General features: G+C 56.3%; 12 protein-coding genes. 2 read left to right on the top strand and 10 right to left on the bottom strand.

What is annotated here, in order from left to right; translation table 11 throughout:
- Positions 1–50: 50 nt before the first annotated feature.
- Positions 51–848 carry a 2-(1,2-epoxy-1,2-dihydrophenyl)acetyl-CoA isomerase PaaG gene (gene paaG / locus VRY85_RS13650; protein WP_414599155.1) on the bottom strand — a complete coding sequence of 266 codons (798 nt, stop codon included), beginning with the start codon at positions 846–848 and terminating at the stop codon, positions 51–53.
- A gap of 194 nt (positions 849–1042) precedes the next feature.
- On the opposite strand from paaG, the gene VRY85_RS13655 reads away from it, so the two are divergent.
- Together VRY85_RS13655 and VRY85_RS13660 are read left to right on the top strand one after the other, a co-directional pair.
- A complete protein-coding gene (locus tag VRY85_RS13655) occupies positions 1043–1456 on the top strand; it encodes a Zn-ribbon domain-containing OB-fold protein (RefSeq protein WP_414599156.1) in 414 nt (137 codons plus the stop codon).
- The gene (locus tag VRY85_RS13660; RefSeq protein ID WP_414599157.1) at positions 1453–2625 is read left to right on the top strand and encodes a thiolase; all 1173 of its coding nucleotides are present in this window, start codon (positions 1453–1455) and stop codon (positions 2623–2625) included. The genes VRY85_RS13655 and VRY85_RS13660 overlap by 4 nt, the downstream gene beginning before the upstream one ends.
- A 53-nt stretch (positions 2626–2678) precedes the next feature.
- Here VRY85_RS13660 and VRY85_RS13665 read toward each other — a convergent pair whose 3' ends face one another.
- The 9 genes from VRY85_RS13665 to VRY85_RS13705 all read right to left on the bottom strand — a co-directional run.
- Complete coding sequence (locus tag VRY85_RS13665; protein ID WP_414599158.1) at positions 2679–3665, bottom strand: Bug family tripartite tricarboxylate transporter substrate binding protein; 987 nt, start codon at positions 3663–3665, stop codon at positions 2679–2681.
- A 56-nt stretch (positions 3666–3721) separates the two neighbouring features.
- A complete protein-coding gene (locus VRY85_RS13670) occupies positions 3722–5221 on the bottom strand; it encodes an AMP-binding protein (RefSeq protein ID WP_414599159.1) in 1500 nt (499 codons plus the stop codon).
- 23 nt (positions 5222–5244) lie between these two features.
- Positions 5245–6417, bottom strand: a complete 1173-nt coding sequence (locus VRY85_RS13675; protein ID WP_414599160.1) for an acyl-CoA dehydrogenase family protein — start codon at positions 6415–6417, stop codon at positions 5245–5247.
- Between the two features lie 63 nt (positions 6418–6480).
- Positions 6481–7467, bottom strand: coding sequence for a Bug family tripartite tricarboxylate transporter substrate binding protein (locus VRY85_RS13680; RefSeq protein WP_414599161.1), 987 nt, complete (start codon positions 7465–7467; stop codon positions 6481–6483).
- A gap of 36 nt (positions 7468–7503) precedes the next feature.
- A complete protein-coding gene (gene lpdA / locus VRY85_RS13685) occupies positions 7504–8907 on the bottom strand; it encodes a dihydrolipoyl dehydrogenase (RefSeq protein ID WP_414599162.1) in 1404 nt (467 codons plus the stop codon).
- Complete coding sequence (locus VRY85_RS13690; protein WP_414599163.1) at positions 8907–10178, bottom strand: dihydrolipoamide acetyltransferase family protein; 1272 nt, start codon at positions 10176–10178, stop codon at positions 8907–8909. Before VRY85_RS13690 ends, lpdA begins: the two co-directional genes overlap by 1 nt.
- A gap of 3 nt (positions 10179–10181) precedes the next feature.
- On the bottom strand, positions 10182–10973 hold the full coding sequence (locus tag VRY85_RS13695) for an enoyl-CoA hydratase/isomerase family protein (RefSeq protein WP_414599164.1): 792 nt from the start codon (positions 10971–10973) through the stop codon (positions 10182–10184).
- Between the two features lie 32 nt (positions 10974–11005).
- The gene (locus tag VRY85_RS13700) at positions 11006–11983 is read right to left on the bottom strand and encodes an alpha-ketoacid dehydrogenase subunit beta (RefSeq protein ID WP_414599165.1); all 978 of its coding nucleotides are present in this window, start codon (positions 11981–11983) and stop codon (positions 11006–11008) included.
- The coding region (locus tag VRY85_RS13705; protein WP_414599166.1) for a thiamine pyrophosphate-dependent dehydrogenase E1 component subunit alpha at positions 11980–12684 on the bottom strand (705 nt) is incomplete at its 5' end. The genes VRY85_RS13700 and VRY85_RS13705, both read right to left, overlap by 4 nt.

Here is a 12684-nt window from a genome sequence, read left to right on the forward strand (position 1 = left end):
AAGACGTAGACAAACAAACTTCCGACAATAGCATGATTGCTAAGCGATTTTCAGCGGCCAGAGAACTGCGGCGCACGCTTTTCGGCAAACGCCCGCATGCCTTCTTGATAGTCTTCCGTATAGCCCATGGCGCGCTGAAGGGCGCGCTCCACTTCCAGCTGTTCGACCAAAGAGTTTTCAGCCGCCGCATACAGGGCTTTCTTGGTCGCGGCCAATGCCCGCGTCGCTCCATTGGCGAGCTTGTCGTGCATGGTTTGAATAGTCTCTTGCAGTGCTTCGTCGGGAACACAGCGCCAGATCAGCCCCCATTGTTCTGCTTGCTCAGCGGTTACGGGCTCGCCCAACACTGCAGCAGCCATGGCACGTTGAGTACCCACCAAACGCGGCCAGACATAGGTGGCGCCGGCATCTGGCACCAAACCGATTTTCGCAAACGCCTGGATGAACTTTGCTGATTTCGCGGCGATGACAATGTCGCAAGCCAAGGCCACGCTGGCCCCTGCTCCGGCCGCCACACCGTTTACGACACATACGACGGGAGCGGGAAGCGCCCGCAACCGCAGCACCAGTGGCCGATAGTTTTTATCCAACCCCTCGGCCAAGTCACGTTTCTGCCCCGGAGGCAAAGGCTTGCGCTCGGAGAGATCTTGGCCGGCGCAGAAACCCCGCCCTGTTCCGGTGATGATCAAGCCTCGCAAATCTTCGCGCGATTCCAAAAAGGTGAGCGCCGCGCGAATATCTTCGTGCATGATCTGAGTAAAGCTATTAAGCGTATCGGGACGATTCAGAACAATGTGCCCGACACCGTCGCGATAGGAAAATTCGATATGCTGATATACGTGAGTCATACGCTTGCTTTAAAGAATTAAAGCACCATAGTCCAGTTTGAAAGTGGGTGTTTTAACTCCTAGCTTACCTGCAACACCGCTCAACGGCCATTAACCATAGCGGAAGCCTGTCTTCCGACAAATGAAATTGCCAACAAACGCTTTCGCAGAGACACTAAGGCAAAGTATTTTTCTTGCAACCAAGCATTATCAACATGTCATCCACAACTTCAAATAATAGAGGAGACGACGCGTTAAGTACGGGCGCCGATCTCCACTACCGCACGCAGCTCGACCAAGGCAACTTCATTATTCAGCGCTGCCAAAGCTGCGAGAAAGCCATTTTCTACCCCCGCATGATCTGCCCACATTGTGGCTCGAACAAACTCGAATGGTTTACACCTTCGGGCCGCGGTACGGTGTATTCGACCACCACTGTGCGCCGCAAGCCAGAGCATGGCGGAGATTACAACGTGTCCTTGGTTGATCTGGCCGAGGGCGTGCGCATGATGAGCCGCGTTGAGGGCGTGTCTCCCGACGCTGTCACGATTGGCATGAAAGTACAAGCCACAGTCGTCGATGGCGACGAAGGCAAACTGGTGGTTTTTAATCCGGAGACAGCGCGATGATCGATAAACGCCTCAGAGGAAGTGCCGCCATCGCGGGTGTCGGCCACGCAGGAATCGGTAACGCGACTGGTTTCACCGAAATGGAAATTCTGGTTCAGGCGGCCCACCGCGCGGTCGAGGACGCCGGCCTGACAATGCAAGACATCGACGGCATCGCCACCGCCAGCGTGACGGCGTCGATGTGGGTTATGCCGGTGATCGAGCACCTGGGCATCAAACCCACTTTTATCGAAGGCACGATGCTGGGGGGCTCTAGCTTTATTGCGCATTTAATGCCAGCCATTCATGCCCTGGAATCCGGCCAGTGCAATGCCGTGCTCGTATGCTATGGCAGCACCCAGCGCACCAGCACATTGAACCGCGCAGAAATCGGCAAGGCGCGTCGCATGCTCGACCCACAGCCCTACGAAACACCTTACAACCCGCTGCCTCCGCTTAGCTCGTACGCGCTGGCTGCAGCGCGCCACATGCATCAGTACGGCACGAAACGTGAACATCTGGCCGAAGTGGCAGTGGCCGCACGCCAGTGGGCTCAATTGAATCCTGAAGCAATGATGCGCGACCCGCTCAGCATTGACGATGTTCTTTCCGCCCGCATGGTGTCCGATCCACTCACCGTACGTGATTGCTGCCTGGTCACCGATGGCGCAGGCGCTTTTGTGTTGGTGCGCGCCGACCGTGCAAAATCACTCAAGCAAAAACCTGTGTATGTGCTGGGGAATGCCACCGCCGTGTGGAACCGCCAGATTTCTTCCATGGAAGACCTCACCGTCACTGCAGCCCAGCAGTCGGGCAAGTTGGCGTATGAAATGGCAGGGGTTGGCCCTGCTGATATTGATGTTGTTGAAGTCTACGATGCCTTCACCATCAATACGCTGCTGTTCTTGGAAGACTTGGGTTTCTGCAAAAAGGGGGAGGCAGGCGACTTTGTCTCTGGGGGTGCCATTGCCCCGGGAGGCCGGCTGCCTGTCAATACCAACGGGGGCGGTTTGTCATGCGTCCACCCGGGCATGTACGGCATTTTCATCCTGATCGAAGCCGTCCGCCAGCTGCGTGGCGAATGCGGCGAACGTCAGGTTCAGGGTGCTGAACTTGCCCTGGTAAATGGTAACGGCGGCACATTGTCCAGCCAGGCCACCGCCATTCTGGGGACCGAGGCCACGCTGTAAATTACGAAGTCGCGCTGTATCAACAGCGCGGCTTCGGCAAAACAGGGCTGACTTTAGTTGGTCAAACTGATGTTAGCCTTGCGTGCGATCTCTCCATAAACCTTAAGGTCGCGGTCAATCAAAGCCTGAAGCTCTTCCGGTGTGCTTCCCACAGCACCGAAACCCATAGTCTGCAAGCGTTCAACAAACTCAGGCTGTCGTAAGGCTTTTGCAATCTCGCTGGACATGCGTTGGACAATTGCGTCGGGCGTCCCGCTGGGGGCCAACAGGCCGATCCAAGAACTTTGCACAATGTCCGGATAGCCGGATTCCGCCATGGTTGGAACGTCAGGCGCGCATTCGCAGCGTTCTGGCAGGCTGACAGCCAACACTTTCAACTTACCCGACTCAACGTGTGGCATGCCGCCCGTTGCAGGATCAAAAAAGTAAGATACCAGCCCTGTTATGAGATTCGGCATGGCCTGAGCACTGCCGTTATAGGCAACGTGTGTGCCTTCAAAATCCGCCGTCATGGCGAAACTTTCACCCAATAGATGGCCCGTTGACCCGACTCCGGTCGAAGCATAGCTTGGCTTGTTTTCACGCGACCAATCTGCGAGTTCCTTGACATTGTTGACGGGCAGATCTTTCGGCACAAATAGAAAGAGCGGAATATCGACAATGTGGCTGACAGCGGTGAAATCCGACGGTTGATAGAGTTGCTTCTCGAAGAGCACTTGATTGGTGGTGTAGGCAACCGGGACAACTCCGAATGTGTAGCCATCAGGCGTTGCTCGCGCTAGCTGAGCTGTGGAGATTTGGGTGTTGGCTCCCGGCTTGTTTTCAATAATGATGGTTTGGTCGATACTCTTAGCCACGTGTTCCATCAGCAGACGTGTCACGGTATCCACCGGCCCCCCAGCCGTATAGGGAACATAAACCTTCACAGGGTTCTGAGGCCAAGACTCGTCCGCCAGTGCACTTGTCGCAGCAAACATGGAAATTGCTGCAGCCACTGCCCCCATCACCCGTGCAGGGCGAATCATTTTCTTGATTTTCATCGTTGTTTCCTCCGTTTCCAAGTAGGATTGTTTGCTGATCTCACGACATCGAGTCATTAGCCTTGCGTCAGCTTTTCCCTAAGTTCCCGCTTCAAAACTTTGCCCGAAGGGTTGCGCGGCAAAGTCTCACATAAAAACAAATGCTTGGGCACCTTGAACCCCGCCAGCTTTCTGCGGCAGTATTCGCGTAACTCCTCCAAACTCAGGTCTTGCCCTGCCCGAAGCACGACAGCCGCTGCGACCGCTTCCCCCCACTTTGGGTCCGGCACCCCGACTACTGCCACTTCGGCGATCTGGTTCATTTCATACAGCACCCGCTCAACTTCTGATGAAGCAATGTTCTCACCGCCACTGACTATCATGTCTTTCTTCCGGTCAGTGAGGAACAAAAAGCCCTCCTCGTCGAGATACCCCATATCGCCACTACGGAACCACTCGCCGTGAAAGCTGGAAAGAGTTTTTTCTTCATCCCGCCAATAGCCTTGGGTAACTTTGGGGCCCCGCAGGCAAATTTCCCCCTGGGAACCCGGCGGCAACGCATTCCCGTCGTCATCCATAATGGCCAACTGCACGTTGGGCATCGCCCTACCGGTGGAACCGATTTTTTCGATCTCGCGCCCTGCTTCCATCATGGTGTCGCCCGAACAGGTTTCCGTCAGACCGTAGGCATCTACGTAGCGCGCGTGCGGAAAGACCGTGTTAAATTCCCGTATACGCTCTTCAGGGGTGCGTTCTCCACCGCCTACCAGCCATTTCAGGCTATGAAGCCGAAAACGTGAAGGTTCCGGAACAGAGAGGCAGCGATTCAACATGACGGGAGCCATCCACGCACCGGTCACCCCTTCGCTTTCAATCAAGCTCAGGCTGCGCACCGCATCAAACTCCCGTTCCACCACGAGAGCGCCGCCGACCACCCATAACGCCACTCCAGGCAGGTCGTGTGCCCCCACGTGATACAGAGGCCCAACCACCAAAAGCTTGTCGTCACAGTTCAGACCCAGTGCGGCAATATGGTCCAGACACCGCCACGCCATATTCCCGTAACTGTGCATTACCCCTTTGGGGCGGTCTGTCGTACCGCTGGTGTACATCAGCCTGCACAATGTTTCCGGGCGGACAGCGTGGGGGGCAGGTAGCGGGAATGCCTGGCCATCATATATACAACGACTATCCGCTTGTGCAGCGTCGTCGACGACCACTGCAGATAGTCTCTCCGGAACGATTTCCTGCAGTTCCGCATCAACAAAAAGCAGCTTCACGCCCGCATGCCCGGTGATGTAGTCGACTTCATCCTTACCCAGGCGATAGTTCAGCGGCAATAGCACAGCCCCGATATAAGAAACGGCCAATGCCAGTTCAAGGAAGGCAGTGCTGTTCTTCATTAGCAAAGCAACCACATCGCCTGCTTTTATTCCCTGCTTCTGCAGGAAAGCCGCTCCATGGACAACACGCTGCTGAACCTCACCATATGTCAGCCGATTTTCCCCGTACACCAATGCCAGACGTTCCGGCTGGACACGCGCCCACCAGGCCACACTTGCTGTAACTGAAAGCATGCTTGCTCCTTTTGCGCTCGTTCTTAATAGCTCCTGGGCATGTTGAGCTCATGGTTGGCGACGTAATTCAGCAACATCTCTTCGGACACCGGAGCAAAGCGGAACAAACGGCAATCGCGCCACAAGCGCTCAACGTGATATTCCTTGGCGTAGCCCATTCCACCCATGGTCTGCATGGCCCGTTCCGTCGCGCGCCCGACTGCCTGAGCGGCGATTAGCTTGGCTGCATTTGCTTCATTGCTGTAGGGCAACCCCATATCAAAGTTTGTCGCGGCACAGTAATTGAGCAAGCGTGCGGAAGCGACCTCGACATGACACTGCGCCAGCGGAAATTGCAGCCCTTGGTAGCTACTAATTGCGCGGTCTCCAAACACCTTTCTATCGTTGGCGTATTGAACCGCCAGCTTGATCGCTAGCTCACCGGTGCCCACAAGACCCGCTGTGGTCACCATGCGTTCTGTATTGAGCACTTCCAAGAGCTCTCGCCAGCCCTTGTGCAAGGTGCCGATCAGTTCATCCGGCTCAACCCGTACGTTGTCAAAGAACACACTGCTTGAATCAAGGGTGCAAGTCCCCAGTTTTTCGATTGGGGTGTGAGTGAGACCTTCTCGCTTCACATCAATCATGAACATGGATAAGCCATCGGTGCGCGACTCGGCGTCTTGCAGTTTCTTGGTGCGGGCGATCACCAACATCTTTTCGGCTGACTCCACACCGGTAATCCACACCTTGCGGCCGTTTAAACGCCAGCCTTCGCCATCTTCCGAAGCAAAAGTTTTGATTTCCAAGGTGTTGGTGCCAGCATCCGGCTCGGTCAGCGCCATGCAAAAATTCATCTCGCCGCTGATCACTTTGGGGAGGAGTTCCCGTTTCATCGTTTCGTTGCCGAAGCGAGAGATCGACACACCGCCGAAAATCGGGTTGATCATGAACAACTGTCCGACAGTGGAGCCGCCGCCAGTGGCTGCAAGCGCCTCAACGATCAAGGTCATTTCCATCATGCCCAGACCGCTACCACCGTGCTCTTCGGGCAATGCAACCCCTGACAGACCGGCATCACAAACGGCTTGCCAGTATTCCTGGGGAAAGGCTTTCTGGGTATCGTGCTCGCGCCAATACTCAAGGCCAAAACGCTCACCGACCTGGCGGGCGGTATCCATCATCATGCGTTGTTCATCATTCAGTCGAAAGTCCATGGTGCTCCTCTTTGTATCCAATGGGTGGGGCGCCCGCCAACCTCAGTGGCGGACGCCCTGTCGTTAGTCGACCTGGATGCCCGCAGTCTTGGCGAGATCAATCCAGTGTTCAATTTGCTTGACGAGGAAAGCCTGTGCTTCGGCTGGCGTATCGCCCACCGGTTCCAGACCCTGAGAAGTCAACCATTCACGCATTTCCGCATCCTCCAGCACGGCACGGAATTCCTTATTCAGCTGCTCGACGACTGCGGTGGGCGTTTTCGAAGGTACATACAAGCCGTACCAGACCGAAGCGTCATACCCGGGCACACCTGCTTCCGCCACGGTATTCATCCCTGGCCAAAGATCGCTGCGCTGGGCTGTGGTTAAGCCCAAGGTTTTCATCTTTCCCGTTTCCACATAACGTTTCGCGGTAGAAAGGGGATCGATCACCACCTGTACTTCGTCGGACATCAGGGCAGTGAGTGCTGCGCTCGCTCCCTTATACGGAACATGGGTCATCTCCGCCTTAGAGGCCACTTTGAAATGTTCTGTGGCGAAATGCACGGAAGTTCCGACCCCCGGCGTCCCAAAGTTCACTTTTCCGGGGTTGGCCTTGGTATACGCCAGCAATTCCTCAACGGTGTTGACCGGCAGTGCATTGCTGACCAGCAAAGCAAACGGCCCTCTTACCACAGTGGTCACGGCGGTGAGGTCTTTGGTGGAGTCGTAAGGCAGGTCGGACTTGATTGCCGGCTCGGTTGCAATGGCTCCGCTATGCAAAAGGATGGTTCGGCCGTCCGGCTCCGAACGCACGGTTGCCATCGTTCCGATGGAGCCTCCCGCTCCTGCACGGTTATCGACAATGACCTGCTGTCCTAAACGTTTCCCCAGTTTTTGCGCTAGTTTGCGGCCGAGAATGTCTGAGGTACCCCCCGCCGAGTAGGGAACAATAATGCGCATCTGTCCGGAGTCGAGATCTACATTGTCTGCCGTCTGCGCTTGTGAGAGTGGTATGCCGAAGGTCAGGGCTGTCAGTACAGCGCCAATTGTTCTTTTAAATACTTTCATGTTTGTCTCCTTTGTATATAGGTATAGATTGCCGCTCTAGTGATGTAAGGCTCGTCCGTACGCTGCTAATACGGCTTCATGCATCGCCTCACTGATGGTGGGGTGAGGAAAAACAGTGTCGATTATTTCTGCCTCGGTTGTTTCAAGCGTTGCAGCAATGGTGTATCCATGCACTAACTCGGTCGCTTCGGCCCCAACCAGATGGGCGCCCAGTAGCTCGCCTGAGTGACTGTTGAATACGGTTTTGATGAATCCCGCTCCTGCGTCGGTGGCCACAGCTTTGCCATTTGCTTCCAGAGGAAATTTGCCTACACGGACATCGCTAGTCTGTTGGCGCGCCTGGGCCTCGGTCAGCCCCACACTGGCGCTCGGCGGATAGCTGTAAACGCATGCCGGCATGGGAACGGGATGCTGTGCACCTGTGCGCAAACCCACGATATGTTCAACGCAGGCCACCCCTTCATGGCTGGCTTTATGGGCCAGCATTGGCGCCCCTGTCACGTCGCCAATCGCATAAATACCCGGCTCAGCCGTTGCGCCCCAGTCGCCCACCCTGACCAAGCCGTCTTCCACCTGCACCCGCGTATTCTCCAGGCCCAAGCCCTGGGCGTTGCCTACCAGGCCTACGGCTACCAGTGCGCGCTCCGCCTGTAATGACAAGGTTGCATCACCCTGTTGAACCCTAAGCTGTACGCATCCGTTTTCAACCAGAGCCTCCTGCACAATGGCCCCCGTAAGAAAGCGGATTCCGTCCTTGCTCATGGTTTTCTGTACAAAATGGCTGATTTCTTCATCGCTGCCAGGCAAGATACGATCAACGGCTTCGACTACGGTCACGTCGGTACCCAGCGTTGCATAAAAGCTGGCGAACTCTAGACCGATGGCGCCCGCCCCAATCACGATCAACGACTTTGGCAATGCCTTGGCCGATAAGGCGTCGCGATAGCTCCAAACATGCGTGCCATCGAAAGGTAATATGGGCAGTTCTCGCGAACGGGCGCCCACTGCAATAATGGTGTGCTCTGCCCGAAGGGTTTGACGTCTCCCGTCGCTGCTTTCGACCTGAACACGCCCGGCGGCAGGAATGCTCGCCGTTCCCATGAGCACATTGACTCCCGCTTTGGAAAGCAAGTGAGTGACACCTCCGTTCAGCCGACGAGAAACCTGACGGGAACGCGCAATGATCTTTTCAAAATCCACTCGCGGCTCACCCACGGTGATGCCTAACGCCCCGGCTTGGCGTATATTGCGCAGCGTATCGGCGCAATGCAGCAAAGCTTTGGTAGGAATGCACCCCCAGTTCAAGCAAATGCCACCCAGGCTTTCACGCTCCACAAGCGCCGTACGCTTGCCGAGCTGGGCGGCCCGCAAAGCCGCCACGTAGCCGCCCGGCCCACCGCCCACGATTACGATGTCAAACTCTTGCGTCTGATCTGCCATTACGTCACCAGCATCCCGATGGGTTGAGAAAGGTTTTGAGCAATTTGTTTGAGAAACTTCAGCCCTGTCACACCATCCAGCACTCGATGGTCAGCCGACAACACCAGCCCCATTTCACGATGAATAGCGGGCTGACCGTTTTCATCGGGCCGGAACAGTTCACGAATGCAGCCCACGCCAAGAATCATGGACTGCCCTGGGTTGATGATGGACGCCATGTAGCTGACATCGTGCATGCCGGCATTCGAAACGGTAATCGCCCCGCCTCGCATATCGGCGCCGGCCAGTCGACCCTCACGCGCCTGGGATATCAGCTGGGCGGAACGATCTGCAATCTGCCCCAAAGTCATGTTTCCGACATCGCGTAACACCGGCACCAGCAAACCCTTTTCGGTATCAACCGCCATTCCGACATCGGTTGAGTCCAGCGTCAAAATCCCTTCATCCGTCCAGACCCGGTTAATTTCCGGCATGGCACGCAAGGCCTGCCCCACCGCAGCAAGCACGAAATGATTCAGCGTGAATTTTTTGCGCGACTGGGCGGCATTCAGCTGTGCCCGAAGGGCAACCACCGCACTGACTTCCACATCGACGGCCAGGTAGAAATGCGGGACCTGCTGCTTGGCATTGGTGAGGCGTTCGGCCACGGTCCGCTCAAGACTGGTGGGAGCGCGCAGCACACCGTTCAAGCCGTCAGCGGATACAGTCTCTGGTGCCGCGCCTGGGGCTCGTTGCTGGGCTGCCGCTTGCACATCCCGGGCTCGAATCCGACCACGAGGCCCCGAACCGACAACGGCTGCGAGATCTATGCCTTGTTCGGCTGCGAGTCGTCGCGCCAAAGGCGTCACCGGGATACGGGCACCACCAGTCGCAGTCGGGCGTGGGGTCGCCGCTGGGCTGACTGCAGCGACAGGAGTTGCCGCACTCGCAGCCGGTGCCGGGGCAGGCTCGGCTACTGCCTTAGCGGCTGAATCCACTGCTTTCTCGGCTGAATCCACTGCTTTCTCGGCTGAATCGTGAGCTTCACCAGCTTGGCCGTCATCCCAATAGCCAATGACCGTGCCACACGGCAGGGTGGCTCCGGCCTGTTCGGTGATTTCAAGCAACACCCCATCAGCTTCCGCGACAATCTCATTGGCGGCTTTTTCGGATTCGATGACAAAAATAGGCTGTTCCGCTTTGAAGGCTTCTCCGGGTTGCACCAGCCATTCCAGCAATACGCCCTCTGTCATGGTCAACCCGAGTTTAGGCACCAGAAGTTCTCGCCGCATGACTTATTTCCCGGTAAATTGCGCTGGACGCTTTTCCAAGAAGGCGCTACAGCCTTCATGTGCATCCTTGCTATCTAGCACCAGGCCGATAATGGCCTGCTCGTGAGCCAGCGCAGCGCCTAGCGGCATTTCTGCACCATCGCGTAAAGCGCGTTTGAGCAGCTTGAGTGTCAGCGGTGATTTCTGTGCGATCTGCTCAGCCAGCTTCATGGTTGCCTCCATGAGCTCTGCCCGCGGTACGCTGCGATTGCAAAGGCCAAGGTCAACCGCTTCTTGGGCAGTAATCTGGTTGCCAGTGAACATAAGCTCTTTGGCACGACACAGTGGGATCTGACGAATGATGCGTTGTGAGCCGCCCGCCCCCGGAAACAACCCCAGATTAATCTCGGGCAAACCGAGCTTCGCTTCCTGAGCGACCAATCGTATATCCAGGGTCAAGAGCAGCTCTGTTCCCCCACCCAAGGCCCAGCCATTAATCGCCCCAATGGTTGGTTTATCGGAGACTTCGAACCTGCGAAAGACCCTGTGTATGACTTCGGCAAACTCTTCGTAGTGCTGCAGGCCCTGGCGGCTGTTCAAGTCTGCGATATCACCGCCCGCCACAAACGCCTTTTCACCCGCACCCGTGATGACAATCACCCGCACGGCGTCGTCTTGTTCTAAATCCGTCAGCGCCGCTTCCAGTTGCAACAACGTTGGCGTATCCAAAGCGTTAAGTGTCTTGGGACGATTGATTGTCAGTACGCCGACGGCGCCAACACGCTCGCACAGAATGGAATTCTCTTCATAGGACATTATTTGTCTCCTTGCTCATGCTCAGGTAGGGTTCAAGCCAACGTCTTGCCTACTGCTTCAATTACCCGCTCAACGGTGACCGTGTAGCCTTCTTCCAGCGAACTCGAGAAAGGGGCGGGCATGAAGGGCGCAGCCACCCGCAACACCGGAGCATCCAATTCATCAAAACCTTCATCAGCGATGGTGGCGACAATTTCGGCTCCCACACCAAAAGCCTGCACGGCCTCATGCACCACTACGGCCCGGTGGGTACGCGACAGGGACTCCAGAACGGTTGCCTTATCCCATGGCTGAATGGAGCGCAGGTCGACCACCTCAACTTCCACTCCTTGGGCCGCCAGCTTGTCAGCGGCTTGCATGCAGACATTCACAGTGGCGCCATAGGTGATCAGGGTCACATCCCGGCCCGCACGAGCAATGCTTGCCTCGCCTATGCGTGCGGTCTGAGCGGTATCCACCACGCCCTTGCGCGCGTACAAACTTTTGTGCTCAATGAACATCACGGGATCGGGGTCTTCTATCGAGGCACGCAACAAACTGTAGACATCCTGCGGATTCGAGGGACACACCACCTTCAGCCCTGGTATATGTGCCAGCCATGCTTCCAGACACTGCGAATGCTGGGGCCCTGCACTCAGGCCGCCGCCGTGAGGAGTACGCAACACCATCGGCACAGAACCCTGGCCGCCAAACATGTAGTGAGCTTTTGCTGCCTGATTAACCAGGGCGTCCATGGACAGCGTGATGAAATCCATAAACATGATTTCCACTACCGGCTTGAGTCCGGTAAGAGCCATGCCTACGGCCGCCGAGGTGATGCCTGCCTCAGAAATGGGGGTATCAATCACACGACCTTCACCAAAAGCCTCCAGCAAACCGCGTGTGGCTTTGAATGAGCCCCCAGCATGGGCAATGTCCTCACCCAGTAGTACGACCGCAGGATCTTTTTCCATACTGTCGCGCAAAGCCTGAGTCACGGCATGCACATAGCGCATCTCTGTGCTGCTCATGCGTTCACCTCCGAAATCTTTTGGGTATAAACATCTCTCAGAGCACTCTCGAATGAGGGCAAGGCGTCAGCACGAGCCGCTTCTACGGCGGCGGCCACACGCTGCATATTGGCTTGATCCAGGCTCTCGGTATCAACCCCTTCTGCCTGTAAAGCAGTACGTGCTCGAATCAGCGGGTCGTGTTCATGTACCGCCTGAAGTTCGTTGCTATCACGGTACTTTTGCGAGTCTCCTTCGTAATGGCCGCGTACCCGTGTGGTCGCGCACTCAAGAACGAACGGCCCGTTCCCGGAGCGCAGTTGTTTACAGGCTTTAAGGGCTGCATCAGACACCGCCAGCGCATCGTTGCCATCCACGCTAGCAAAAGAGACGCCAAAAGCATCCGCCAGCTTTTTCAGACTGCCTGCAAATTGCCTGGACGTCGGAGAGAACTCTGACCAGCCGTTGTTCTCGCAGACCAGCAACAAGGGACATTTCCATAATGCGGCCATATTGAGCGTTTCGTGCAACACCCCTTCGGCCATTGCGCCATCGCCAAAGAAAGCAACAGCCACACCACCGGTTTTACGTTGTTGGTGCGCCATAGCGCTGCCCAGGGCGATAGGAATCCCCGCACCCACTATCCCGTTAGCGCCCAGAATTCCCAAGCTGAGATCGGCCACGTGCATAGAACCACCACGGCCTTTGCACAGCCCACCCTC

This window comes from Achromobacter sp. F4_2707, assembly GCF_047501535.1.
In the GTDB taxonomy this organism is placed as follows: Bacteria; Pseudomonadota; Gammaproteobacteria; order Burkholderiales; family Burkholderiaceae_B; genus Yanghanlia.

What these genes read in the sequence shown, in the direction of transcription:
- paaG (WP_414599155.1), bottom strand. Translation starts at nt 848, where the DNA reads ATGACTCACGTATATCAGCATATCGAATTTTCCTATCGCGACGGTGTC.
- VRY85_RS13655 (WP_414599156.1), top strand. Translation starts at nt 1,043, where the DNA reads ATGTCATCCACAACTTCAAATAATAGAGGAGACGACGCGTTAAGTACG.
- VRY85_RS13660 (WP_414599157.1), top strand. Translation starts at nt 1,453, where the DNA reads ATGATCGATAAACGCCTCAGAGGAAGTGCCGCCATCGCGGGTGTCGGC.
- VRY85_RS13665 (WP_414599158.1), bottom strand. Translation starts at nt 3,665, where the DNA reads ATGAAAATCAAGAAAATGATTCGCCCTGCACGGGTGATGGGGGCAGTG.
- VRY85_RS13670 (WP_414599159.1), bottom strand. Translation starts at nt 5,221, where the DNA reads ATGCTTTCAGTTACAGCAAGTGTGGCCTGGTGGGCGCGTGTCCAGCCG.
- VRY85_RS13675 (WP_414599160.1), bottom strand. Translation starts at nt 6,417, where the DNA reads ATGGACTTTCGACTGAATGATGAACAACGCATGATGATGGATACCGCC.
- VRY85_RS13680 (WP_414599161.1), bottom strand. Translation starts at nt 7,467, where the DNA reads ATGAAAGTATTTAAAAGAACAATTGGCGCTGTACTGACAGCCCTGACC.
- lpdA (WP_414599162.1), bottom strand. Translation starts at nt 8,907, where the DNA reads ATGGCAGATCAGACGCAAGAGTTTGACATCGTAATCGTGGGCGGTGGG.
- VRY85_RS13690 (WP_414599163.1), bottom strand. Translation starts at nt 10,178, where the DNA reads ATGCGGCGAGAACTTCTGGTGCCTAAACTCGGGTTGACCATGACAGAG.
- VRY85_RS13695 (WP_414599164.1), bottom strand. Translation starts at nt 10,973, where the DNA reads ATGTCCTATGAAGAGAATTCCATTCTGTGCGAGCGTGTTGGCGCCGTC.
- VRY85_RS13700 (WP_414599165.1), bottom strand. Translation starts at nt 11,983, where the DNA reads ATGAGCAGCACAGAGATGCGCTATGTGCATGCCGTGACTCAGGCTTTG.